Origin of the sequence: Gaetbulibacter saemankumensis DSM 17032 (assembly GCF_000425645.1) — a bacterium.
Taxonomy (GTDB): Bacteria; Bacteroidota; Bacteroidia; order Flavobacteriales; family Flavobacteriaceae; genus Gaetbulibacter; species Gaetbulibacter saemankumensis.
Map to the genome: position 1 here is coordinate 1,053,978 of NZ_KE384430.1, position 22,484 is coordinate 1,076,461.

The following is a 22,484-nucleotide window of genomic DNA, read 5'->3' on the forward strand; positions in this document are numbered from 1 at the left end:
TTTGATATTATGAAACAATCAGAAATTAAAGAATTATCAGTAGCCGAGTTACAAGAGAAACTTGGTGAAACAAAAAAGAGTTATTCTGACCTAAAATTAGCTCATGCAATATCTCCTTTAGAGAATCCAATTCAATTACGTACAATAAGACGTGCCGTAGCAAGAATTGCGACCGAATTAACTAAAAGAGAATTACAATAATTCTGCTAAAAGATGGAAACAAGAAATTTAAGAAAAGAACGTATAGGAGTTGTTACAAGTAACAAAATGCAGAAATCTATTGTAGTTTCTGAGGTTAAAAAAGTAAAACACCCTATGTATGGTAAGTTCGTGTTAAAAACAAAAAAATATGTTGCACACGACGAAACAAACGATTGTAACGTTGGAGATACTGTAAAGATCATGGAGACAAGACCTTTAAGTAAATCTAAATGTTGGAGATTAGTTGAAATCATAGAAAGAGCTAAATAATTATGGTACAGCAAGAATCAAGATTAAAGGTAGCAGACAACACTGGAGCAAAAGAAGTATTAACAATACGTGTTCTAGGTGGTACTAAAAGAAGATATGCATCTGTAGGAGACAAAATAGTTGTTTCTGTAAAAGACGCAACACCTAATGGAAACATTAAAAAAGGTGCTGTTTCTACTGCAGTTGTAGTTCGTACTGTAAAGGAAGTAAGAAGACCAGATGGATCTTATATTAGATTCGATGATAATGCTTGTGTACTTTTAAACCCTGCTGGGGAAATGAGAGGTACACGTGTATTTGGTCCTGTTGCTAGAGAACTTCGTGATAAACAATTCATGAAGATTGTATCATTAGCACCAGAGGTGCTTTAATACATTAACGTAAGATGACAAAGCTTAAAATAAAAACTGGAGATACCGTAAAAGTAATTGCTGGCGATCACAAAGGATCTGAAGGTAAAGTACAAAAGGTATTAATAGACAAGAACAAAGCGATTGTTGAGGGTATTAACTTGGTTAAGAAACACACGAAGCCAAGTGCACAAAACCCACAAGGAGGAATCGTAGAAAAAGAAGCTCCTATTCATATATCTAACTTATCATTGTTAACTTCTAAAGGAGAAACAACAAGAGTAGGATATAAAGTAGAGGGTGATAAGAAAGTAAGATTTTCAACAAAATCTAATGAAGTAATATAGTTATGGCATATTCACCTAGACTTAAAGAAGAGTATAAAAGCAGAGTAATTGCAGCTCTTACAGACGAATTTGGATATAATAATGTAATGCAAGTTCCTAAACTGGAAAAGATAGTAATATCTAAAGGTGTGGGAGCTGCAGTTGCAGACAAAAAGTTAATTGACTACGCTGTAGAAGAATTAACTACTATATCTGGACAAAAAGCTATAGCAACAATTTCTAAGAAAGACGTTGCATCTTTTAAATTACGTAAAGGCATGCCAATTGGAGCAAAAGTTACTTTACGTGGAGAAAGAATGTATGAATTTTTAGATCGTTTGGTTACTTCGGCCTTACCACGTGTAAGAGATTTTAACGGAATTAAAGCGACTGGATTCGACGGAAGAGGTAATTACAACTTAGGTATTACTGAACAAATTATTTTTCCAGAGATAAATATTGATAAAGTTAATAAAATCTCAGGTATGGATATTACATTTGTAACTTCTGCTGATACAGATAAAGAAGCAAAATCATTATTAACCGAATTAGGATTACCTTTTAAAAAGAACTAAGTTATGGCTAAAGAATCAATGAAAGCCCGCGAGGTAAAAAGAGCAAAAACAGTAGCAAAGTACGCCGCTAAACGTAAAGCTTTAAAAGAAGCTGGCGATTATGAAGCGTTACAAAAGTTACCAAAAAATGCATCTCCAGTTCGTCAACATAATAGATGTAAATTAACAGGAAGACCTAGAGGATACATGAGAACTTTTGGAATTTCTCGTGTAACTTTTAGAGAAATGGCCAATCAAGGTCTTATTCCTGGAGTAACAAAAGCAAGTTGGTAATATTATTTTTATAATCAGATTTAAGGTTCGGCCCAACCCGAAAACCAAAATCACAAAATCAATTCATTATGTACACAGATCCAATAGCGGATTTTTTGACAAGAATTAGAAACGCAGTGCGTGCTAACCACAGAGTGGTAGAAATCCCTGCTTCTAATTTAAAGAAAGACATCACTAAAATATTATTCGAACAAGGATATATTTTAAGTTACAAGTTCGACGATTCTTCAGTACAAGGAACTATTAAAATAGCTCTTAAGTACAACAAAGAAACAAAAGAGCCTGTAATTAAAAAGATTGAAAGAATAAGTAAACCAGGTTTACGTAAGTACGCAAGTTCTAAAGATTTACCGAGAGTTCTTAATGGTCTTGGTGTTGCCATCGTTTCTACTTCTCACGGAGTAATGACAGGTAAACAAGCCAAAAGAGAGAATGTTGGTGGAGAAGTATTGTGTTACGTTTACTAAAAATATAAGATATGTCAAGAATAGGTAATAACCCAGTAGTAATTCCAAATGGAGTTACAGTTGATGTAAAAGACGGCGTAATTACGGTAAAAGGGAAATTAGGAGAATTAACTCAAAATTTCGATACTGTAGATATTAAAGTTGAAGATTCAAATGTTTTAGTAACACGTTCTTCTGATTCTAAAGATCAAAAAGCAAAACATGGTCTATACAGATCATTAATAAATAATATGATCAAAGGTGTGTCTGAAGGATGGACCAAACAGTTAGAATTAGTTGGTGTAGGATATAGAGCTAGTAACCAAGGTAACAAATTGGAACTGGCATTAGGTTTTTCTCACGGTATTGTTATGGATTTAGCTCCAGAAGTTAAAGTTGAAACAATCTCTGAAAAAGGTAAAAATCCAATAATTAAATTAACATCTCACGACAAACAACTTGTAGGTCAAGTAGCTGCGAAAATCCGTGGTTTCAGAAAACCAGAACCTTACAAAGGAAAAGGAATCAAGTTTGTTGGTGAAATATTAAGAAGAAAAGCAGGTAAATCAGCTTAATAATTAAGTTATGGCATTGACAAAAGAACAAAGAAGATTAAGAATTAAAAACAGAATACGTAAAGTAGTTTCTGGTACAGAAGCAAGACCTCGTTTAACTGTTTTTAGAAGTAATAAAGAAATTTATGCTCAGATTGTAGATGACGTAACTGGTAAGACTATCAGTGCTGCATCTTCAAGAGATAAAGATATTGATTCTGCAAAGGTAACTAAAGTAGAAGCGGCTAATTTAGTAGGTAAATCAATTGCTGAAAAAGCTAAGGCTGCAGGTATAGAAACTATCACTTTCGATAGAGGTGGTTACTTATACCATGGTAGAGTAAAATCATTGGCTGAAGGAGCTAGAGAAGCAGGACTTAAATTCTAAGAAATTATGTATCGTAAATACAAAAGCGCAGAGTTAGTAAAACCAGGTGGATTAGATCTTAAAGATCGTTTAGTTGGTGTACAAAGAGTTACTAAAGTAACCAAAGGTGGTAGAGCATTTGGTTTTTCAGCAATCGTAGTAGTTGGTGATGAAGCCGGTGTTGTAGGACAAGGGTTAGGAAAGTCTAAAGACGTAGCTAGTGCAATCGCAAAAGCTGTAGAAGACGCTAAGAAAAACCTTGTTAGAATTCCTATTAGAAAAGGAACTTTACCACATGAGCAAAAAGGGAAATATGGTGGAGCTAGAGTAAACATCATACCAGCAGCTCCTGGTACAGGAGTAATTGCCGGTGGTGCTGTGAGAACAGTATTAGAGGCAGTTGGTGTGCATGATGTATTATCAAAATCTCAAGGATCATCAAACCCTCATAATGTAGTAAAAGCAACGTTTGATGCTTTATTACAGTTAAGAGATGCAAATGCAATCGCTAGAGATAGAGGTATTTCACTTGAGAAAGTTTTTAACGCTTAATATAGACAGAGATGGCAAAGATTAAAGTAAAAAAAGTTAAAAGCGCAATCAATCGTACATTAAGACAAAAAAGAATCTTAGAATCTTTAGGTCTTAGTAAGATTGGTCAAGTTGTAGAGCACGACGCCACTCCAAGTATTCTTGGTATGGTTGCTAAAGTTTCACATTTAGTTTCTGTTGAAGAAGCAAAATAATATAAAACTGAAAATGGATTTAAGTAATTTAAAACCTGCAGAAGGTTCAGTAAAAAATCAAGGAAAAAGAGTAGGACGTGGTCAAGGATCTGGTAAAGGTGGTACTGCAACTCGTGGTCACAAAGGAGCCAAGTCGCGTTCTGGTTACTCTAAGAAAATAGGATTTGAAGGTGGTCAAATGCCAATTCAAAGACGTGTTCCTAAGTTTGGTTTTACTAATATTAATCGTGTAGAATATCAAGGTGTAAACTTAGATGTTTTACAGCAATTAGTAGAAAACAAAAAAGTAGCTGATACAGTTGATTTTGATACACTATTAGCCAACGGATTAGTTGGTAAAAACGACCTAGTAAAAATCTTAGGACGTGGTGAATTAAAAGCGAAATTAAAAGTATCTGCACATAAATTTACTGCTTCAGCAAAAGCTGCTATCGAAGCTGCTGGTGGAGAAGCTGTAACATTATAAGACCTTATTATAAGTATGAAGTTTATAGAATCGTTAAAGAATGTTTGGAAAATAGAAGAACTAAGAAACAGAATCTCAGTAACCTTGGGACTGTTGTTAGTTTATCGTTTTGGTGCTCAAGTTGTATTACCTGGTATTGATGCCTCTCAATTAAGTGGTTTAGCCGATAGTACAGACGGAGGTTTATTAGGATTACTAAATGCCTTCACAGGAGGTGCCTTTGCTAACGCATCGGTATTTGCTCTGGGTATCATGCCTTACATTTCTGCTTCTATTGTAGTGCAATTAATGGGAATTGCTATTCCTTATTTGCAAAAACTACAAAAGGAAGGTGCTAGTGGGCAAAAGAAAATTAATCAAATTACAAGATGGTTAACTATTGCAATATGTTTATTGCAAGCACCAGGGTATTTGGCTAGTTTACCTGCATTAGGAATTCCTACAAGCGCGTTTTTATTAGGAACAGGATTCTTGTTCTATTTTTCATCTGTTACAATCTTAATCACGGGGTGTATATTCGCTATGTGGTTAGGGGAAAAAATTACCGATAAAGGTATTGGTAATGGTATTTCACTATTAATTATGGTGGGTATCATTGCTCGTCTTCCAGCATCATTTTTACAAAATGCGGCAACTAGATTAGAAGGAAACAATGTGATGTTAATTCTTTTCGAAATCGTATTATGGTTCGCTATCATCTTAGCATCGATTATGTTAGTAATGGGTGTTCGTAAGATTGCTGTTCAGTATGCTAGACGTACTGCTTCTGGTGGTTACGAAAAAAGTGCAGCAGCTGGTTCTAGACAATATATTCCTTTAAAGCTTAATGCTTCAGGAGTAATGCCAATAATATTTGCACAGGCTATTATGTTTGTTCCTAGTTTAATTGGTGGATCATCTTTCTTAAAAGAGACATCTGCCGGAGCTTGGATGCAAACAAACTTTGCCGATATATTTGGTTTCTGGTACAACTTAGTATTTGCCCTGTTAATTATTGTGTTTACATATTTTTATACGGCAATTACAGTACCTACTAATAAAATGGCAGACGATTTAAAACGTAGTGGTGGTTTTATTCCTGGCATTCGCCCAGGTTCTGAAACTTCTGAATATCTAGATAAAATAATGTCTCAAATAACCTTACCAGGTTCTATCTTTTTAGCGCTTATTGCTGTGTTCCCAGCATTTATAGTTAAGCTTATGGGTGTACAACAAGGATGGGCATTGTTTTTCGGGGGTACTTCATTAATAATATTAGTTGGGGTAGCTATAGATACTATGCAACAAGTAAACTCTTACTTGTTAAATAGACACTATGATGGCTTGATGAAAACTGGTAAAAATAGAAAAGCAGTAGCTTAATTATTATACTATGGCAAAACAGGCAGCAATAGAACAAGATGGGACAATCATTGAAGCATTATCGAATGCTATGTTCCGTGTTGAATTAGAAAATGGTCATATTGTGACTGCACATATCTCTGGTAAGATGCGTATGCATTATATTAAGTTATTACCTGGAGATAAAGTAAAATTAGAAATGAGCCCGTACGATTTGACAAAGGCTCGAATAACTTATAGATACTAATACGAATACGATGAAAGTTAGAGCATCCGTTAAAAAAAGAAGTGCCGATTGTAAAATCGTGCGTAGAAAAGGTAGACTTTACGTGATAAACAAAAAGAATCCTAGATTTAAACAAAGACAAGGGTAATTATGGCAAGAATTGCAGGTGTAGACATACCAAAAAACAAAAGAGGAGTTATCTCTTTAACTTATATCTATGGAATAGGTAGAAGTAGAGCAAAAGAAATATTAGCACAAGCTGGTGTTGACGAAAGTATTAAAGTTCAAGATTGGAACGACGACCAAATTAGTGGTATTCGTGAAGCTGTAGGATCTTTTACTATCGAAGGTGAATTACGTTCTGAAACTCAATTAAACATTAAACGTTTAATGGATATTGGATGTAACAGAGGTATTCGTCACAGAGCTGGTCTTCCATTAAGAGGACAACGCACTAAGAACAACTCTAGAACTAGAAAAGGTAGAAGAAAGACTGTTGCTAACAAAAAGAAAGCAACTAAGTAATAATTAAAATTTAGTATTTAGTCTTTAGGCGTTGGAAGGAATCTGTTTGAAATTTCACGGTTTAGGATTCTAGCGACTATCAACTAAAACTGAACACTAGAAATTATGGCAAAATCAAATACAAAAAGTACAAAAAAGCGTAAAGTAATTGTTGACTCTGTAGGAGAGGCTCACGTTACTGCTTCTTTTAACAATATCATTATTTCATTAACCAACAAAAAAGGCGATGTTATTTCTTGGTCTTCTGCTGGTAAAATGGGATTCCGAGGATCTAAGAAAAATACGCCTTACGCTGCTCAATTAGCTGCCGAAGATGCTGCTGCTGTAGCTCAAGAAGCTGGATTGAAAAAAGTAAAAGTATACGTTAAAGGTCCTGGTAATGGTAGAGAATCTGCTATCAGATCTATCCACAATGCTGGTATCGAGGTAACAGAAATTATCGATGTTACTCCACTACCACATAATGGTTGTAGACCTCCTAAGCGTAGAAGAGTATAATTTACATTCAAAATAAAAAAAATTAATATCAGCTTCATATACAGTTGGTATTAATTTTTTTATATGTAAATTTGCAAACTGAAAAAAATAAACAAGTATCAACAAGAGATTAACGATTATCGAAGGATAAGATTAAGACCTTAATTCATAATCACTCTTAAAACAACAATTAAAATGGCAAGATATACTGGTCCTAAAACTAAAATCGCTCGTAAATTCGGTGAAGCGATCTTTGGAGACGATAAGTCTTTCGAAAAAAGAAATTACCCTCCTGGGCAACACGGTAATAACAGACGTCGTGGAAAAAAATCTGAATATGCAATCCAATTAATGGAGAAGCAAAAAGCTAAATATACTTACGGTATTTTAGAAAGACAATTTAGAGGTTTGTTTAAAAAAGCGAGAGCAGCACAAGGTATTACTGGTGAAGTACTATTACAACTTTGTGAGTCTAGATTAGATAACGTAGTTTATAGAATGGGGATAGCTCCTTCTAGAAGCGGTGCTAGACAGTTAGTTTCGCACAGACATATTACAGTGAACGGAGAGTTGGTAAACATTCCTTCTTACCAATTAAAAGCAGGTGATGTTGTTGCTGTAAGAGAAAAATCAAAATCTTTAGAAGTTATCGCTAACTCATTAGCTAACTCAAGTAATGTATACGAATGGATTACTTGGAATGACGATACTAAACAAGGAACTTACGTTTCTGTTCCTGCTAGAATTCAAATTCCAGAAAACATCAACGAGCAATTCATCGTCGAATTATATTCTAAATAATAAATTAACAACATTGGTATTTAGCCAAAGGGTTTATTCGTACTTCTTCAAACTTATAAACCGCGCAACTAAATAACAATTAAAACGAAGAAAAACAATATGGCAGTATTTAATTTTCAAAAGCCCGACAAAGTAATCATGATTGATTCAACAGATTTTGAAGGGAAATTCGAGTTTCGTCCTTTAGAACCTGGTTACGGATTAACAGTAGGTAACGCCCTAAGAAGAGTATTATTATCTTCTTTAGAAGGTTTCGCTATTACATCTGTAAGAATTGAAGGAGTTGACCATGAGTTCTCAGCAATTGCTGGAGTTGTGGAAGATGTTACTGAAATTATTTTAAACTTAAAGCAAGTTTGTTTTAAAAGACAAATTGAAGATATCGATAACGAATCTGTATCAATTTCAATTTCTGGTCAAGAGCAAATTACTGCCGGCGATTTCCAAAAGTTTATCTCAGGATTCCAAGTATTAAATACGGAATTAGTAATCTGTAACTTAGATCCAAAAGTAAACTTCAATATGGAGATTACAATTGAAAAAGGTAGAGGATATGTGCCTGCAGAAGAGAATAAAAAAGCTGCTGCTCCAATAGGTACTATCTTTACAGATTCAATTTACACGCCTATAAAGAATGTTAAGTATAGTATTGAAAACTATCGTGTAGAGCAAAAAACTGATTACGAAAAGTTAGTTTTTGAAATCATCACCGATGGATCAATTACACCACAAGACGCTTTAACAGAAGCTGCTAAAACTTTAATTCATCACTTCATGTTATTCTCTGACGAGCGTATCACTTTAGAAGCTGATGAAATTGCACAAACTGAAACATATGATGAAGAATCTTTACATATGAGACAGTTATTAAAAACTAAGCTTATCGATATGGATTTATCGGTACGTGCGCTTAACTGTTTAAAAGCAGCTGAAGTAGATACTTTAGGAGACTTAGTATCTTTCAATAAGAATGATTTAATGAAATTCCGTAACTTCGGTAAGAAGTCTTTAACAGAGCTTGAAGAGCTTGTAAATGTTAAAGGTTTAAATTTCGGAATGGATTTAAGCAAATATAAATTAGATAAAGATTAATACGTCATATTTTGCTCCTCAATAGTGGGTTGAAGCAAGATGATGATTAAAACAAAATGTCATGAGACACGGAAAAAAAGTAAATCACTTAGGCAGACAAACTGCTCACAGAAAAGCAATGTTGGCTAATATGGCTTGTTCTTTAATAGAACACAAGCGTATTAATACAACTGTGGCAAAAGCAAAAGCGTTAAAGCAATTTGTAGAGCCAATGATTACTAAATCTAAAGAGGATACAACACATAACAGACGTATTGTTATGTCGCGTTTAAGACAAAAAGATGCGGTAACAGAATTATTTAGAGATGTTGCTAAAAAAGTAGCAGATAGACCAGGTGGTTATACAAGAATTATTAAACTTGGTAATCGTTTAGGTGATAACGCTGATATGGCAATGATCGAGCTTGTTGATTACAATGAACTTTACAATGCTGGTAAACCGGCTAAAAAATCAACACGTAGAAGTAGAAGAGGTGGCGCTAATCCTGCAGCAGCTCCGGCTACAGAAACTCAAGCTTCAAACGAAGAGGAATAAATGTTAGTAAGCATTTTAAATATAAAGGATAAACTATTTTAGTTTATCCTTTTTTTTGTGCAATTTTGCAAAACTTTTTTAGTGAATACATGAAATATCAAAAACGACAAAAAGCAATTATTCTTCTAGCTGACGGCACCATTTTCCATGGGAAAGCAGTTGGAAACAAACAAGGAACAGCATTTGGAGAGGTATGTTTTAATACCGGAATGACTGGGTATCAGGAAATATTTACAGATCCGTCTTACTACGGGCAGTTAATGGTGGCTACTAATGCTCATATTGGTAATTACGGAACTAACAGTGAAGAAGTAGAATCTGATTCTATTAAAATTGCTGGGCTTATAGTTAAAAACTTTAGCTATGAATATTCTAGAGATATTGCCGATAGCTCATTAGAAGACTTTTTAGATAAAAATAATCTGTTAGCAATTTCAGATGTAGATACACGAGCTTTAGTAAGTTATATTCGTGACCATGGCGCCATGAATGCCGTAATTTCTACAGAGGTTGATAATATTGAAGGGCTTAAAAAGCAATTAGCTGAAGTTCCGAAAATGGAAGGTTTAGAATTAGCTTCTAAGGTGTCAACTAAAGAGCCATATTATGTAGGTGATGAAAATGCGACTTACAAAATTGCAGCTTTAGATATCGGTATTAAAAAGAACATACTTCGTAATCTAGCAAAGCGAGACGCGTATATTAAGGTATTTCCTTATAATTCCAAATTTGAAGATTTAGAAGCCTTTAATCCTGATGGTTATTTCTTGTCTAATGGACCTGGCGATCCTGAGCCCCTAGTGGAAGCACAAGCTGTTGCTAAAGAAATTATCAAAAGAAATTTACCTTTATTTGGTATCTGTTTAGGGCATCAGGTTATTGCATTAGCAAATGGTGTTTCTACTTATAAAATGTATAATGGACACCGCGGCATTAATCATCCTGTTAAAAACCTGAAAACAGGTAAAGGAGAAATTACTTCACAGAACCATGGTTTCGCCGTTAATAGAGAGGAAGCAGAAGCACATCCGGATTTAGAAATTACGCATGTGCATTTAAATGATAATACGGTGGCAGGGATTAAAATGAAAGATAAAAATTGTTTTTCGGTTCAATACCATCCGGAAGCCAGCCCTGGACCCCATGATTCCGATTATCTATTCGATCAATTTATCGAAAATATTAAAAATAAATAGTTTACGAAGCCTCAAAAAACAACATGTTATTTGAGGCTTTTCTTTTACTAAAACGTTATAGATTATATTTAGGTAAATTCTTGAAAAACTTAATTAAAAACAAAAGAATTTACCGTAAATTTGGAAGAATAAAAGATTTAAAATTAAAGTATTATGAGTGTAATAATTAATATCCACGCTAGACAGATTTTAGACTCTAGAGGGAACCCAACAGTAGAAGTTGATGTTGTAACAGAAAATGATGTATTAGGTAGAGCCGCGGTGCCTTCAGGTGCTTCAACGGGGGAGCATGAAGCTGTAGAATTAAGAGATGGTGGTGATACTTATATGGGAAAAGGAGTTTTAAAAGCTGTTGAGAACGTAAATTCAATTATTGCCCAAGAATTATTAGGTGTTTCGGTTTTTGAACAAAACCTAATTGATCAAATTATGATCGATTTAGATGGTACTCCAAACAAATCGAAATTAGGAGCTAACGCTATTTTAGGAGTTTCTCTTGCGGTTGCTAAAGCAGCAGCGGGTGAATTAAACTTACCATTATATCGTTATGTTGGAGGTGTGTCTGCAAATACTTTGCCATTACCAATGATGAACATCATTAATGGTGGTTCACACAGTGATGCTCCGATTGCATTTCAGGAGTTCATGATTATGCCTGTAAAAGCAAAGGACTTTACACATGCTATGCAAATGGGTACTGAGATTTTTCACAATCTTAAGAAAGTATTACACGATAGAAATTTAAGTACGGCTGTAGGAGATGAGGGTGGATTTGCTCCAACATTAGATGGGACAGAAGACGCTATTGAAACGATTGCAAAAGCTGTAGAAAATGCCGGTTATAAATTTGGTGAGGAAGTTAAGATTGCATTAGACTGTGCTTCTGCCGAATTCTATGAAGATGGAAAATATAACTATGCTAAATTCGAAGGAGAAACAGGTGTTGTTAGAACCAGTAAAGAACAAGCTGATTACCTGGCTGAATTAGTGTCTAAATACCCTATCATTTCTATTGAGGATGGTATGGATGAAAACGACTGGGAAGGTTGGAAATACTTAACAGAATTAGTTGGTGATAAAGTTCAATTAGTAGGAGACGATTTATTCGTAACTAATGTTGAGCGCTTATCTAGAGGTATTGAAAATGGTATTGCTAATTCAATCCTGATTAAAGTAAATCAAATTGGTACTTTAACAGAAACTATTGCAGCCGTTAATATGGCGCATAACGCAGGTTATACTTCTGTTATGTCTCATCGTTCTGGCGAAACAGAAGATAATACCATTGCAGATTTAGCCGTAGCATTAAATACGGGTCAAATAAAAACGGGATCTGCTTCACGTAGTGATCGTATGGCTAAGTATAACCAATTACTTCGTATTGAAGAGGAGCTTGGAGAAGTGGCTTACTTTCCTCAGGAAAAGGCATTTAAGGTGAAATAAAATTTATTATATAATTTTATATTTAAAAAAGCGGTTATTACTTTAATAATCGCTTTTTTTTGTTCAAATATTAAAATTTGTTAATTGCAAGTATCTTTACTTTTATCCCTTTTAATCTACATGGTAATTTCGTAAATTAGCAAACCAATTTATAAATTAAATAATCATAAATAACTTATGGCGAACACTGCTAGCATTGAAATAGACGGGAAAAAACATGAATTTCCGTTGGTAGAAGGAACAGAAAATGAAGTTGCTATAGATATCACAAAATTAAGAAGTGCAACAAATGGAGTAATAACAATAGATCCAGGTTTTAAAAACACAGGTTCTTGTGAAAGTGGTATTACTTTCTTAGATGGCGAAAAAGGAATCTTAAGATATCGTGGCTACACCATAGAAGAGTTAGCAGAGAAGGCAGATTTTTTAGAAGTAGCTTACCTTTTAATTTTTGGAGAGTTACCGACTAAAGAACAGAATGATAAATTTCATGAGGATATCAAGGCACAAGCGGTTGTAGATGAAGATGTAAAGAAAATCTTGGATGCTTTCCCTAAGTCTGCACACCCAATGGGGGTGATTTCTTCTTTAACAAGTGCATTAACAGCATTTAATCCGTCTTCTGTAAATGTTGATTCTGAAGAGGATATGTATAGGTCCGTAGTTAAGATATTAGGGAAGTTCCCTGTATTAGTAGCTTGGACATTCCGCAAGAAAGAAGGGCTGCCATTAGATTACGGAGATAACTCTCTAGGCTATGTTGAAAACATTCTGAAAATGATGTTTAAAAAGCCAAATAGTGAGTATAAGCAAAATGAAATTTTGGTTAATGCCTTAGATAAATTATTAATTCTTCATGCCGATCATGAACAAAATTGTTCTACGTCAACGGTAAGAATAGTTGGGTCTTCGCATGCTGGATTATTTGCATCGCTTTCTGCCGGGATTTCTGCGCTTTGGGGACCACTCCACGGTGGAGCTAACCAAGCTGTATTAGAAATGTTAGAAGCAATAAAACTTGACGGTGGAGATACTAAAAAGTATATGGCCAAGGCAAAAGATAAAGAAGATCCATTCCGCTTAATGGGCTTTGGTCACCGTGTATATAAAAACTTTGATCCTCGTGCCAGAATCATAAAAAAAGCAGCCGACGAAGTGTTAGGTGATTTAGGAGTGGTAGATCCTATTTTAGATATTGCAAAAGGACTTGAAAAAGAAGCTCTAGAAGATGCTTATTTTGTTGATAGAAAATTATATCCAAATGTCGATTTTTACTCTGGAATCATTTACCGTGCTATGGGAATTCCAACCGACATGTTTACTGTAATGTTCGCACTGGGTCGTTTACCAGGTTGGATTTCACAATGGCGCGAGATGCGTTTACGTAAAGAGCCTATTGGAAGACCAAGACAGGTGTATATAGGGGCAACAGAAAGAAAATTTGTGCCAATAGAAGAAAGATAATATTTTCTTAAAATATTTAAAAAGACAAAGCTTCATAAGATATCCTTATGAAGCTTTTTCTATATTTGCGGAATGCTAAAACTGAATATACAAGACGAAACTTCAAGACTTAAAGCAGTTGTTTTAGGAACTGCTGAAAGTAATGGCCCCGTGCCTAGTATTGATGAATGTTATGATCCTAAAAGTATCGAACATATAAAGGCTGGAACTTATCCTAAAGAAGAGGATATGATTCGTGAAATGGAAGCTGTAGCAGCTGTTTTCGAGAAATATGATGTGAAGGTATACAGGCCAAAAGTGTTGAAAGATTGCAATCAGATTTTTTCACGAGATATTGCCTTTGTAATTGAAGACAAGATGATACGCGCCAATATACTTCCTAATAGAGAGGCAGAAGTGCATGCTATAGACTACATATGGGAACAAGTAGCTGAAGAGAATCGTGTTGTATTGCCTGAAGAGTGTCATGTAGAAGGCGGTGATGTTATGCCGTGGAATGATTATATTTTTGTAGGTACTTATTCTGGTGATGACTATCCGGAATATATTACAGCTCGAACAAATATGGATGCCGTAATCGCACTTCAGGAATTGTTTCCGGAAAAGACGGTAAAGTCTTTCGAATTAAGAAAATCGAACACCGATCCCAAAGAAAATGCATTACATCTGGACTGCTGTTTTCAGCCATTAGGTAAGGGTAAGGCAATTATTCATAAAAACGGATTTCTTATAGAGCGTGAATATCAATGGCTAATAGATTTCTTCGGAAAGGAGAATGTTTTTGAAATTACCAAAGATGAAATGTATGCTATGAATAGTAATGTGTTCTCAATATCAGAAGATATTATTATTTCAGAAAAGAATTTCACACGATTAAATGATTGGTTAAGAAGTCAAGGATTTACCGTAGAAGAAGTGCCTTATGCTGAAATAGCCAAACAGGAAGGTTTATTACGTTGTTCAACCATGCCATTAATTAGGGAATAAGTACCTTTATAGGGGTGCTGTTATCTTATAAGAAAGTAACTAAACATGTTTAATACTATGCGACAAATTACCGATACTATTTTAATGATTCGTCCTATTAACTTCAGGATGAATGAGCAAACTGCCGTGAACAATTATTATCAAAAAGTGTTGGATAATCTTTTGCCAGAAACCGTGAATGCGAAAGCACAGCAGGAATTTGATGCTTATGTAGAAAGGCTAAGAGGTATTGGCGTAAATGTTATCGTAGTTAGTGATACGGATGAATTCGATACGCCAGACTCCATATTTCCGAATAACTGGGTGTCGTTTCATGAAAATGGGAATATAGGGTTATATCCCATGTTTGCGGAAAATCGCCGTTTAGAAAGACGCGAAGCGATTTTGGAGTCGGTTGAAGAAGCAGGTTATATCATTGAGCAGGTAGTTGATTATACCGATGCCGAAGAAGAGGAAATATTTCTTGAAGGTACAGGTAGTATAATTTTAGATCGAGCAAACCGAAAAGCCTATTGTGCATTGTCGCCTCGAGCCGATGAAGAATTATTTATTGAATTCTGTGAAGATTTTGAATTTTTCCCTGTGATATTTAAGGCTAACCAAACAGTAAATAATGAACGTAAGGCAATTTATCATACCAATGTTATGATGTGTATTGGTGAAACTTTTGCTGTGATTTGTTTGGCAAGTATCGACGATAAGAAGGAACGTAAAAATGTCATTAAGCACCTGAAGGAAAATGGTAAGGAAATTATTGATATCACGGAAGAACAGGTAAATAATTTTGCAGGTAATATGCTTCAGGTTAGAGGTGCTAACAACCAGCCTTATTTGGTGATGAGTGCCTCAGCTTATAAATCTCTAACGGAAAATCAAATTTCCGCTTTAGAGAAGCATACTAAAATAATATCAAGTTCATTAGATACTATTGAAGCCTGTGGCGGTGGTAGTGCGCGTTGTATGATGGCGGAAGTGTTCTTGCCGAAAGCTTAGTTTTTTATTTTATTCGGGGCGTGATTTAGGTAACTGTACGTAAAAGGTACTACCTACATTTACGGTACTTTCTACCCAGATTTTACCATTATTAAGTTCAACTAATTCTTTACAAATCGAAAGTCCGAGACCTGTGCCTTTTTCATTATTGGTGCCTCTGGTAGTAAATGAGTTGCCTTTAAAAATTTTACCAAGATTTTCCTCAGAAATTCCTATGCCCGTATCTGCTACGCTTACAATGCAGTTCCCATTACTAATATGGTTAGAAATGGTAATGGTGTCTCCATTTTTACAGAATTTAAGTGCATTGGCTAATAAATTTTGTACAACTATTTCAAACATACTACGATCGGCATAAGCAAAATCACGTAGTGAATGGTCCACTAGTTCAATGCCCTTTGTTTCCATACGTTGTTCAATGAGCTTTACCTTGTCGGCAAAAACCTCCTGAATATCAAATAAGGTTGGTTTTGGCTCTAAGGATTGCATTTGAGATTTAGACCAGTTTAATAGGTTGAAAAGTAGTAAAGAAGCATTGTTTGCATTTTCGCTTAACTCAGGAATGAGATTCTCGAATTCCTGTCGTGATAAAGACCCATCACGTAGTAAATCTATAAAACCATTAATAGAAGATAGAGAATCTTTTAAATCGTGAGATATAATAGAGAATAGTTTATCTTTTACATTATTTACATTTTCAAGATGCTGTGTCTGTTCTAAAAAGGCTTCGTTTTGCATCTCAATTTTTAGATTTTTTTCTTCGAGTTCCTGTGTATATTTAATGCTGTTATTACGCTTAACGTATATTAATATTAAAAAAGTTGAAACGACTGCTAATGCGGCTAAAAGACCGTAAAAAATAAGTTTGTATTTTTTATAGGAATCATCGGTGTCTGATAAAGAAACAGTGTCACTAGAAATTATTGATTCGTCAGACTGAGAAGTTGAAATATTATCGTTATCCAGTAATGAATTAACATCCAAATCCATAGTAGTAACCTTAGGAGTTGCCGGTTTTAAGCTATCTTCAATAGTTTCCTTTAATTTGTAATATTCACGCTGCCAAATGAAAGCACGGTCAAATCGACGTTTCGTAGAATCTAAGGCTTTCATGAGTTCGTAATAATATAATAGCTCTTCTTTATTGTCTGTTGTTTTAGCAATAAGGCTGGCTTCATAAAGTTGCTTTTCAGCAAGGATTAGACGGTTTTGATGGTAGTTTAAATCTCCAAGACCATTTAGAGCAAGTAATAAACCTGTTTTATTATTTAGTTTTCTATTAATGTTGAGACCTTGTAACAGATATTCCGAGGCTCTATCGTAGGCATTGAATTTTAAATATTCTCGACCAATTTTTGGATAAATTTGGCCGCGAAGCGAGTCTCCATCTATTTCTGATATGTCTAAGACTTTTTTGTAATAGTCAATGGCTTTGCGATTTTCCTTTTTTATAGAATATAAAGAAGCTAACTGGCTACTGGTTTTGGCAATACCTTTTACATCATTTAATTGCTCTTGAATTTTAAGGGATTTTAAATTGTATTCTATAGCCTCGTCATAAGCTTTTAAACTCATATAGGCCTTTGATATGTTGCAATAAGCAGTACTTAATTCGTCTTTTAAACTTAAGCGTTCTAATTCTTGTATGGCTGCTAATGAGTATTTTAAACCTTTAGCATAATTTCCACGTTCAATTTCTATTAAACCAATACTATTATTAACCTTAGCAATACCCAAGGTGTCATGAAGTGCAGCAAATAGTTGTTTCGATTTATTATATCCACTTATGGCATTAATATAATCGCCTTTTTTTGCATAGATTAAAGCTTTATAGTAACTCACATCGGTAATGGCCTTTTTATAATTTAAGGTGTGAGACAGTTTTTCACTTTCAATAACATATTTAAGGGCGCGGTTGTATTCTTTATATTGGAAAAGTGACTCTATAAGTTTTAAAGAGGTTTCTACTTTCAAGGAGTCATTATCTTCAAAAGCAAGTGCTATAGATAGACTGTCTAACTCTTTGGTTTGCGAAAACCCTGAGATTAGAACTCCGAAATATAAAATAAAAGTAGTTATTCTCCTCATATAACATTTATATTACTTATGTGCATAAAGCAATATCTAAGCATTTTATTTGAGGGAAAATAAAGATTGCCTTATCAAGAGTTGTAATATTTTGTTGTCTATAAACTTAGTGAAAAGTTTAAACTAATAGCTTTACTAAACAAAAGTTGGAAAAAGCCTTATTAAAATCTAATATTTGCGATTTAATACCAATAAATTAGATGAAAGGATGAGTGGTATTTTAAAAAACATCGACGAATAGACGAACGGTAAAATTTATTAGAAAAATACCCTTTTATAAATAAAATGTAGACTATTCAAAATGATACAAATAGCATCTTTCTAACTTGAAGGGTTCAGCTTGGTATTTTGTAATTATTGTTTGCAGCGCATATATGTTATAAAGGTTAAATAATGTGTTAACATCTGATAAAAATTTTATCTTTGCCAACCTAAAAAACATGTATACATGAGCCTTCAAGAAACCTTAACAAATAAAGTAAAACAAGCTGTTTTAGATTCGTATAATGTGAGTATAGAGACCTTAGAGTTTCAGGCAACACGTAAAGAGTTTGCAGGGGATATTACTGTGGTTATTTTTCCTATGTTACGTTATGTTAAGGGAAATCCGGTTCAGATTGGAGAACAAATAGGCCATTACCTTGTTGAACATGTTAATGAAGTAAAAGCTTTTAATGTAGTTAAGGGCTTTTTAAATGTTGAAATTAGTGATGGGTATTATTTGAATTTTTTCAATTCGATTAAAGATATTACTGATTATGGGTTTGTAAAGCCTAATTTGGAAGATAAAGCTATTATGGTGGAGTATTCCTCACCTAATACTAATAAACCATTACATTTAGGGCACATTCGAAATAACCTTTTAGGGTATTCGGTAGCTGAAATTTTAAAGGCATCAGGAAAGAAAGTTTACAAAACACAGATTATTAACGATCGTGGTATTCACATTTGTAAAAGTATGATTGCCTGGCAGCGTTTTGGAGAAGGAGAAACTCCTGAATCTACCGGACTAAAAGGAGATAAATTGGTTGGAAATTACTATGTAAAGTTTGATCAAGAGTATAAGAAGGAAATTGAAAGTCTGATAGCTGAAGGTAAATCGGAAGAAGAAGCTAAAAAATCAGCTCCCATATTATTAGCCGCTCAGGATATGTTACTTAAATGGGAGGCTGGTGATTCGGAGGTAGTTGAGCTTTGGAAAACTATGAATGGTTGGGTTTATGAAGGATTCGACGAAACCTATAAGAATCTAGGGGTAGATTTCGATACGCTGTATTATGAAAGTAATACCTATTTATTAGGAAAAGAATTTGTAGCCGAAGGATTAAAATCTGGTGTTTTTGTTAAAGAAGAAGATGGTTCTGTTTGGTGTGATTTAACTGAAGAAGGTTTAGATAAGAAAATTGTGCAACGTGCCGATGGAACAGCCGTATACATGACTCAGGATATTGGCACAGCTATTCAAAGGATAAAAGATTTTCCAGATGTTGGGGGCATGGTCTATACGGTAGGTAACGAGCAGGATTATCACTTTCAAGTATTGTTCTTAATTTTAAAGAAATTAGGTTTTGAATGGGCTGATAATTTATATCACCTAAGCTATGGTATGGTCGATTTGCCAAGTGGTAAAATGAAGAGTAGAGAAGGAACTGTTGTTGATGCCGATGATTTAATTAATGAAATGGCTGCCACAGCTGGTGAGATTTCAGAAGAATTAGGAAAGCTTGATGGTTACAGTGAAGAAGAAAAGCAAGAACTTTATAAAACTATAGGGTTAGGAGCGCTTAAGTACTTTATTTTAAAAGTAGACCCTAAGAAACGTATTTTGTTTGATCCTAAAGAATCTATCGATTTCCAAGGAAATACGGGGCCATTTATTCAATATACTTATGCGAGAATTCAATCGATAATAAGAAAAGCCGATTTTGATTTGTCATTGAATAAGGAAGTGACATTGCATGAAAAAGAGAAAACGTTATTAAAACAACTGGAATTGTTCCCAGAAGTTATTCAGAATGCTGCGTCGCAACACAGTCCGGCCTTAATAGCCAATTATACATACGATCTTGTAAAAGAATTTAATTCATTTTATCAGAATGTATCCATCCTAGGAGCCGATAATCAAGATGAGAAGGTGTTTCGTGTTCAGTTATCTAAAAAGGTGGCAACCACTATAAAAAATGCATTTAGTGTACTAGGAATTCATGTGCCTGAAAGAATGTAGTTATAAAAAAACAGATATTAAAAAGCCGTTTAAATTTTTTAAACGGCTTTTTAGTTGAGTTAATTATATGAAATTATTTTCCGTATAGAAAATAATTGTTTACTAAATCTATATAAGCACGCTTGGCTTCGTCTTCCGAGATCCCTTTAGCCTGAAAAAGCGCATTTGTTTTAAATGCATTTATTATGGCTTTTTTACTTTTTGGCCTGCTATAATCGTTAGTTGCCTTTTTGTAATAAGCGTATAATTTTAAAAGAATATCAGCAGGAAATGGGTCTGTGTAGGCATTTACACGATCTACCGCATCTCGAAATTCCTTTTCTAATTTATCTTCTTTACTACTCATTACTTGCAATAATACTTTCTCCACCTTTAACCTTTTGGTTTAATTCCACTTTTATATTAGTATCCAGTGGTAAAAATAAATCTACTCGTGATCCAAATTTAATAAATCCGGAATCAGAACCTTGAACGACTGTGTCATCAACTTTCGCATAGTTCACTATGCGTTTTGCTAAAGCTCCTGCTATTTGCCTGTAAAGAACTTTACCATAGGTGTTATTTTCTACAACCACAGTTGTACGTTCGTTTTCTTCACTTGCTTTGGGGTGCCAGGCTACCAAATATTTACCAGGATGATATTTGCTGAAAATAACCTTTCCTCCAATAGGATAACGTGTAACATGTACATTTATTGGGGACATGAATACACTAACTTGAAGACGTTTTTCTTTAAAGAACTCTTTTTCAAAAACCTCTTCAATAACAACGACTTTACCATCAACGGGCGAAACGACATGGTTAGCATTTGCTTGAGTATGACGCTTAGGGTTTCTGAAAAATTGAAGTATAAGCACTAAAAATACTATTAAGATTAATAGTAAACTTATTCGTAACCAAGGGGTGGTAACAAAATAATCCACAGCTAGTGAACCTGTAATAACCAAAATAAATGTTATAAATATAATTTTATAACCTTCTTTATGAAACATATTTTAAAAATCTTAAAAATAAATAAATGAAAGGGGCGGCAAAAATAATACTATCTAATCGGTCAAGCAACCCGCCGTGACCAGGCATAATTACACCACTATCTTTTACATTGGCTTCTCTTTTAAATTTAGATTCAACAAGATCTCCTAAAGTACCAAATACACTCACAATGATGCTTAAAATAAGCCAGTTTGTAAAGTTTAAAGTTTCGGTAAAGGTAGCAATAAAATAACTAGCTACGCATGAAAAAAATAAGCCGCCTAAAAATCCTTCAACGGTTTTTTTGGGGGATATCTTTTCAAATAGCTTTTGCTTACCAAAGTTTTTCCCAACTAGATAGGCAAACGAATCGTTACACCAAACTAAGATAAAAGTACCCAATAATATGTTAGCATTAAATTGGTCGTAATAGTCTGCAATTAATATCATAAAAATAAAGGCAGACGATAAATAAAATGTCGTTAGTAAGAAACGTTTCGAACTAAATAACGGAATACTTTTTCTTGAAAATAAATCTTTAATAAGAAACAAATTTACAAATATGCTAATAACCATTAGTATTTGAATAGCCTCCTGAATGCCTTTATTGCTAGGGTAATTTAATTGCCAAAAGGCAACGCCCCCATATAAAAGAGTAAAAATAATATAGGGAATAAGTGTGTTAAATTGAATCAGCTTCTTAAGTTCTCTCAAACTTAATAGTCCAAAAACAAAAAACAAGATGATTAATGGCACATGATAATTTAAGGATAAAATTAGCATAGAGACATATAGTATCCCGGAAAGTGATCTAACAAGTGTTTCTTTCATTCTATAAATCTTCTAGAAGGAGTAAATATAGGTTTTTGGCACTGCTTCCGTAACTTAAAAAGTCTTTTTCGTCACTAGACTTGAAATGTTTAATAGTTGTGATATTGGTTGGGATTTTTTGTTTGTTTTTAGCTTTTATAAGTCGTAAGCCTTCTCCAATGTTTTCTACAAGTTGGCTTGTTGTGGCAAATACAATAAAATTAATAGGTAATTCTGGTAGCTTTTTTTCAAATATTTGATTCGATGAGATTAATAAGGAACCGTCATTAGCTATTAAATTTTCACAGGTTGTGAGAAAAAATGTAGCCTCACTTAATAATTTGGTAGTTTGTAAATTTGAATTTTTGAATTTATGCTCTAATTGTTTATCAATGAGCAGTACTTTTTTGTCTTCCCATGAATTTTCTTCTAGAATGTTTTCGAGATTCTGAAAAATTTCATTCAAATTTTCGCAATATAAAAACTTGCCACCATTAGCTTTGAAGTTTATTGTAAACCGCTCATCTATTGGTAATTTTATTTCCGGCATGTATTTGCCTCTGTCTTCGGACTTTAGTTCTTCCTTTGAAGAATCCGTTTTAGAACCAAATAGTTTTCTAAAAAGACTCATCTAAAATATTGCTATTATCACAGTTTATAGAATTTATCAAATATAAAAAATCTTAAATTAACGCTATCGTTAATTTAAGATTTTTACTCAAAGCTTAGAAAAAAT

31 protein-coding genes are annotated in these 22,484 nt (G+C 34.0%); 26 read left to right on the top strand and 5 right to left on the bottom strand.

From position 1 onward, the window contains the following. Positions 1-9: 9 nt before the first annotated feature. The 25 genes from rpmC to ctlX all read left to right on the top strand — a co-directional run bounded on the left by rpmC (position 10) and on the right by ctlX (position 15,654). Positions 10-201, top strand: a complete 192-nt coding sequence (rpmC, locus tag H611_RS0111400) for a 50S ribosomal protein L29 (RefSeq protein WP_027138500.1) — start codon at positions 10-12, stop codon at positions 199-201. Between the two features lie 12 nt (positions 202-213). Continuing rightward, the gene (gene rpsQ, locus H611_RS0111405) at positions 214-471 is read left to right on the top strand and encodes a 30S ribosomal protein S17 (RefSeq protein WP_027138501.1); all 258 of its coding nucleotides are present in this window, start codon (positions 214-216) and stop codon (positions 469-471) included. 2 nt (positions 472-473) lie between these two features. Continuing rightward, entirely contained in the window at positions 474-842 is a 369-nt protein-coding gene (rplN, locus tag H611_RS0111410; RefSeq protein WP_027138502.1) for a 50S ribosomal protein L14, read from the top strand. A 14-nt stretch (positions 843-856) separates the two neighbouring features. After that, on the top strand, positions 857-1,168 hold the full coding sequence (rplX, locus tag H611_RS0111415) for a 50S ribosomal protein L24 (RefSeq protein WP_027138503.1): 312 nt from the start codon (positions 857-859) through the stop codon (positions 1,166-1,168). A 2-nt stretch (positions 1,169-1,170) separates the two neighbouring features. Beyond that, entirely contained in the window at positions 1,171-1,722 is a 552-nt protein-coding gene (rplE, locus tag H611_RS0111420) for a 50S ribosomal protein L5 (protein WP_027138504.1), read from the top strand. A 3-nt stretch (positions 1,723-1,725) separates the two neighbouring features. After that, a complete protein-coding gene (rpsN, locus tag H611_RS0111425) occupies positions 1,726-1,995 on the top strand; it encodes a 30S ribosomal protein S14 (protein ID WP_027138505.1) in 270 nt (89 codons plus the stop codon). Between the two features lie 68 nt (positions 1,996-2,063). Continuing rightward, positions 2,064-2,462: a 30S ribosomal protein S8 gene (gene rpsH / locus H611_RS0111430; protein WP_027138506.1), complete on the top strand. Its 399-nt coding sequence runs from the start codon at positions 2,064-2,066 to the stop codon at positions 2,460-2,462. Positions 2,463-2,473: 11 nt separating this feature from the next. After that, positions 2,474-3,016: a 50S ribosomal protein L6 gene (gene rplF / locus H611_RS0111435; RefSeq protein ID WP_027138507.1), complete on the top strand. Its 543-nt coding sequence runs from the start codon at positions 2,474-2,476 to the stop codon at positions 3,014-3,016. Between the two features lie 10 nt (positions 3,017-3,026). After that, positions 3,027-3,383 (top strand): 50S ribosomal protein L18, encoded by a 357-nt coding sequence (gene rplR, locus H611_RS0111440; RefSeq protein WP_027138508.1) that lies wholly within the window; start codon positions 3,027-3,029, stop codon positions 3,381-3,383. Positions 3,384-3,389: 6 nt separating this feature from the next. After that, positions 3,390-3,914, top strand: coding sequence for a 30S ribosomal protein S5 (rpsE, locus tag H611_RS0111445; RefSeq protein ID WP_027138509.1), 525 nt, complete (start codon positions 3,390-3,392; stop codon positions 3,912-3,914). 11 nt (positions 3,915-3,925) lie between these two features. After that, positions 3,926-4,108: a 50S ribosomal protein L30 gene (gene rpmD, locus H611_RS0111450; RefSeq protein WP_027138510.1), complete on the top strand. Its 183-nt coding sequence runs from the start codon at positions 3,926-3,928 to the stop codon at positions 4,106-4,108. Positions 4,109-4,121: 13 nt separating this feature from the next. After that, positions 4,122-4,574, top strand: a complete 453-nt coding sequence (gene rplO, locus H611_RS0111455) for a 50S ribosomal protein L15 (protein ID WP_027138511.1) — start codon at positions 4,122-4,124, stop codon at positions 4,572-4,574. Positions 4,575-4,589: 15 nt separating this feature from the next. Next, positions 4,590-5,936, top strand: coding sequence for a preprotein translocase subunit SecY (gene secY / locus H611_RS0111460; RefSeq protein WP_027138512.1), 1,347 nt, complete (start codon positions 4,590-4,592; stop codon positions 5,934-5,936). Positions 5,937-5,946: 10 nt separating this feature from the next. Then, the gene (gene infA, locus H611_RS0111465) at positions 5,947-6,162 is read left to right on the top strand and encodes a translation initiation factor IF-1 (RefSeq protein ID WP_007094967.1); all 216 of its coding nucleotides are present in this window, start codon (positions 5,947-5,949) and stop codon (positions 6,160-6,162) included. A gap of 10 nt (positions 6,163-6,172) precedes the next feature. After that, positions 6,173-6,289, top strand: coding sequence for a type B 50S ribosomal protein L36 (gene ykgO, locus H611_RS14680; RefSeq protein WP_013305171.1), 117 nt, complete (start codon positions 6,173-6,175; stop codon positions 6,287-6,289). Between the two features lie 2 nt (positions 6,290-6,291). Then, complete coding sequence (gene rpsM / locus H611_RS0111470) at positions 6,292-6,666, top strand: 30S ribosomal protein S13 (protein ID WP_027138513.1); 375 nt, start codon at positions 6,292-6,294, stop codon at positions 6,664-6,666. A gap of 105 nt (positions 6,667-6,771) precedes the next feature. Further along, positions 6,772-7,164: a 30S ribosomal protein S11 gene (gene rpsK / locus H611_RS0111475; RefSeq protein ID WP_027138514.1), complete on the top strand. Its 393-nt coding sequence runs from the start codon at positions 6,772-6,774 to the stop codon at positions 7,162-7,164. A 174-nt stretch (positions 7,165-7,338) separates the two neighbouring features. Next, the gene (gene rpsD, locus H611_RS0111480) at positions 7,339-7,944 is read left to right on the top strand and encodes a 30S ribosomal protein S4 (protein WP_027138515.1); all 606 of its coding nucleotides are present in this window, start codon (positions 7,339-7,341) and stop codon (positions 7,942-7,944) included. 99 nt (positions 7,945-8,043) lie between these two features. After that, on the top strand, positions 8,044-9,036 hold the full coding sequence (locus H611_RS0111485) for a DNA-directed RNA polymerase subunit alpha (RefSeq protein ID WP_027138516.1): 993 nt from the start codon (positions 8,044-8,046) through the stop codon (positions 9,034-9,036). Between the two features lie 61 nt (positions 9,037-9,097). Further along, on the top strand, positions 9,098-9,571 hold the full coding sequence (rplQ, locus tag H611_RS0111490; RefSeq protein WP_027138517.1) for a 50S ribosomal protein L17: 474 nt from the start codon (positions 9,098-9,100) through the stop codon (positions 9,569-9,571). A gap of 89 nt (positions 9,572-9,660) precedes the next feature. After that, complete coding sequence (gene carA, locus H611_RS0111495) at positions 9,661-10,767, top strand: glutamine-hydrolyzing carbamoyl-phosphate synthase small subunit (protein WP_027138518.1); 1,107 nt, start codon at positions 9,661-9,663, stop codon at positions 10,765-10,767. Between the two features lie 153 nt (positions 10,768-10,920). Beyond that, positions 10,921-12,210, top strand: coding sequence for a phosphopyruvate hydratase (gene eno, locus H611_RS0111505; protein WP_027138519.1), 1,290 nt, complete (start codon positions 10,921-10,923; stop codon positions 12,208-12,210). Between the two features lie 177 nt (positions 12,211-12,387). Further along, positions 12,388-13,674: a citrate synthase gene (locus tag H611_RS0111510; protein ID WP_027138520.1), complete on the top strand. Its 1,287-nt coding sequence runs from the start codon at positions 12,388-12,390 to the stop codon at positions 13,672-13,674. Between the two features lie 72 nt (positions 13,675-13,746). Further along, complete coding sequence (locus tag H611_RS0111515) at positions 13,747-14,661, top strand: dimethylarginine dimethylaminohydrolase family protein (protein WP_027138521.1); 915 nt, start codon at positions 13,747-13,749, stop codon at positions 14,659-14,661. A 57-nt stretch (positions 14,662-14,718) separates the two neighbouring features. Continuing rightward, entirely contained in the window at positions 14,719-15,654 is a 936-nt protein-coding gene (gene ctlX, locus H611_RS0111520; protein ID WP_027138522.1) for a citrulline utilization hydrolase CtlX, read from the top strand. 9 nt (positions 15,655-15,663) lie between these two features. Here the strand turns inward: ctlX and H611_RS0111525 are convergent, their stop codons facing one another. Then, entirely contained in the window at positions 15,664-17,742 is a 2,079-nt protein-coding gene (locus tag H611_RS0111525; protein WP_035483783.1) for a tetratricopeptide repeat-containing sensor histidine kinase, read from the bottom strand. A gap of 448 nt (positions 17,743-18,190) precedes the next feature. Here H611_RS0111525 and argS point away from each other — a divergent pair, with 448 nt between their 5' ends. Then, positions 18,191-19,966 (top strand): arginine--tRNA ligase, encoded by a 1,776-nt coding sequence (argS, locus tag H611_RS0111530; RefSeq protein WP_027138524.1) that lies wholly within the window; start codon positions 18,191-18,193, stop codon positions 19,964-19,966. Between the two features lie 73 nt (positions 19,967-20,039). Here argS and H611_RS0111535 read toward each other — a convergent pair whose 3' ends face one another. Genes H611_RS0111535 through H611_RS0111550 form a run of 4 tightly spaced genes read right to left on the bottom strand, consistent with a single transcriptional unit; the run spans position 20,040 to position 22,379 of the window. After that, positions 20,040-20,312, bottom strand: a complete 273-nt coding sequence (locus tag H611_RS0111535; RefSeq protein ID WP_027138525.1) for an acyl-CoA-binding protein — start codon at positions 20,310-20,312, stop codon at positions 20,040-20,042. After that, the gene (locus tag H611_RS0111540; protein ID WP_027138526.1) at positions 20,305-20,958 is read right to left on the bottom strand and encodes a phosphatidylserine decarboxylase family protein; all 654 of its coding nucleotides are present in this window, start codon (positions 20,956-20,958) and stop codon (positions 20,305-20,307) included. Before H611_RS0111540 ends, H611_RS0111535 begins: the two co-directional genes overlap by 8 nt. Then, complete coding sequence (locus H611_RS0111545; RefSeq protein ID WP_027138527.1) at positions 20,948-21,769, bottom strand: phosphatidate cytidylyltransferase; 822 nt, start codon at positions 21,767-21,769, stop codon at positions 20,948-20,950. Before H611_RS0111545 ends, H611_RS0111540 begins: the two co-directional genes overlap by 11 nt. A gap of 1 nt (position 21,770) precedes the next feature. Beyond that, a complete protein-coding gene (locus tag H611_RS0111550; protein ID WP_027138528.1) occupies positions 21,771-22,379 on the bottom strand; it encodes an LUD domain-containing protein in 609 nt (202 codons plus the stop codon). Positions 22,380-22,484 lie beyond the last annotated feature (105 nt).

Coding starts and splice junctions, on each gene's coding strand:
- rpmC (WP_027138500.1), top strand. CDS start 10: ATGAAACAATCAGAAATTAAAGAATTATCAGTAGCCGAGTTACAAGAG.
- rpsQ (WP_027138501.1), top strand. CDS start 214: ATGGAAACAAGAAATTTAAGAAAAGAACGTATAGGAGTTGTTACAAGT.
- rplN (WP_027138502.1), top strand. CDS start 474: ATGGTACAGCAAGAATCAAGATTAAAGGTAGCAGACAACACTGGAGCA.
- rplX (WP_027138503.1), top strand. CDS start 857: ATGACAAAGCTTAAAATAAAAACTGGAGATACCGTAAAAGTAATTGCT.
- rplE (WP_027138504.1), top strand. CDS start 1,171: ATGGCATATTCACCTAGACTTAAAGAAGAGTATAAAAGCAGAGTAATT.
- rpsN (WP_027138505.1), top strand. CDS start 1,726: ATGGCTAAAGAATCAATGAAAGCCCGCGAGGTAAAAAGAGCAAAAACA.
- rpsH (WP_027138506.1), top strand. CDS start 2,064: ATGTACACAGATCCAATAGCGGATTTTTTGACAAGAATTAGAAACGCA.
- rplF (WP_027138507.1), top strand. CDS start 2,474: ATGTCAAGAATAGGTAATAACCCAGTAGTAATTCCAAATGGAGTTACA.
- rplR (WP_027138508.1), top strand. CDS start 3,027: ATGGCATTGACAAAAGAACAAAGAAGATTAAGAATTAAAAACAGAATA.
- rpsE (WP_027138509.1), top strand. CDS start 3,390: ATGTATCGTAAATACAAAAGCGCAGAGTTAGTAAAACCAGGTGGATTA.
- rpmD (WP_027138510.1), top strand. CDS start 3,926: ATGGCAAAGATTAAAGTAAAAAAAGTTAAAAGCGCAATCAATCGTACA.
- rplO (WP_027138511.1), top strand. CDS start 4,122: ATGGATTTAAGTAATTTAAAACCTGCAGAAGGTTCAGTAAAAAATCAA.
- secY (WP_027138512.1), top strand. CDS start 4,590: ATGAAGTTTATAGAATCGTTAAAGAATGTTTGGAAAATAGAAGAACTA.
- infA (WP_007094967.1), top strand. CDS start 5,947: ATGGCAAAACAGGCAGCAATAGAACAAGATGGGACAATCATTGAAGCA.
- ykgO (WP_013305171.1), top strand. CDS start 6,173: ATGAAAGTTAGAGCATCCGTTAAAAAAAGAAGTGCCGATTGTAAAATC.
- rpsM (WP_027138513.1), top strand. CDS start 6,292: ATGGCAAGAATTGCAGGTGTAGACATACCAAAAAACAAAAGAGGAGTT.
- rpsK (WP_027138514.1), top strand. CDS start 6,772: ATGGCAAAATCAAATACAAAAAGTACAAAAAAGCGTAAAGTAATTGTT.
- rpsD (WP_027138515.1), top strand. CDS start 7,339: ATGGCAAGATATACTGGTCCTAAAACTAAAATCGCTCGTAAATTCGGT.
- H611_RS0111485 (WP_027138516.1), top strand. CDS start 8,044: ATGGCAGTATTTAATTTTCAAAAGCCCGACAAAGTAATCATGATTGAT.
- rplQ (WP_027138517.1), top strand. CDS start 9,098: ATGAGACACGGAAAAAAAGTAAATCACTTAGGCAGACAAACTGCTCAC.
- carA (WP_027138518.1), top strand. CDS start 9,661: ATGAAATATCAAAAACGACAAAAAGCAATTATTCTTCTAGCTGACGGC.
- eno (WP_027138519.1), top strand. CDS start 10,921: ATGAGTGTAATAATTAATATCCACGCTAGACAGATTTTAGACTCTAGA.
- H611_RS0111510 (WP_027138520.1), top strand. CDS start 12,388: ATGGCGAACACTGCTAGCATTGAAATAGACGGGAAAAAACATGAATTT.
- H611_RS0111515 (WP_027138521.1), top strand. CDS start 13,747: ATGCTAAAACTGAATATACAAGACGAAACTTCAAGACTTAAAGCAGTT.
- ctlX (WP_027138522.1), top strand. CDS start 14,719: ATGCGACAAATTACCGATACTATTTTAATGATTCGTCCTATTAACTTC.
- H611_RS0111525 (WP_035483783.1), bottom strand. CDS start 17,742: ATGAGGAGAATAACTACTTTTATTTTATATTTCGGAGTTCTAATCTCA.
- argS (WP_027138524.1), top strand. CDS start 18,191: ATGAGCCTTCAAGAAACCTTAACAAATAAAGTAAAACAAGCTGTTTTA.
- H611_RS0111535 (WP_027138525.1), bottom strand. CDS start 20,312: ATGAGTAGTAAAGAAGATAAATTAGAAAAGGAATTTCGAGATGCGGTA.
- H611_RS0111540 (WP_027138526.1), bottom strand. CDS start 20,958: ATGTTTCATAAAGAAGGTTATAAAATTATATTTATAACATTTATTTTG.
- H611_RS0111545 (WP_027138527.1), bottom strand. CDS start 21,769: ATGAAAGAAACACTTGTTAGATCACTTTCCGGGATACTATATGTCTCT.
- H611_RS0111550 (WP_027138528.1), bottom strand. CDS start 22,379: ATGAGTCTTTTTAGAAAACTATTTGGTTCTAAAACGGATTCTTCAAAG.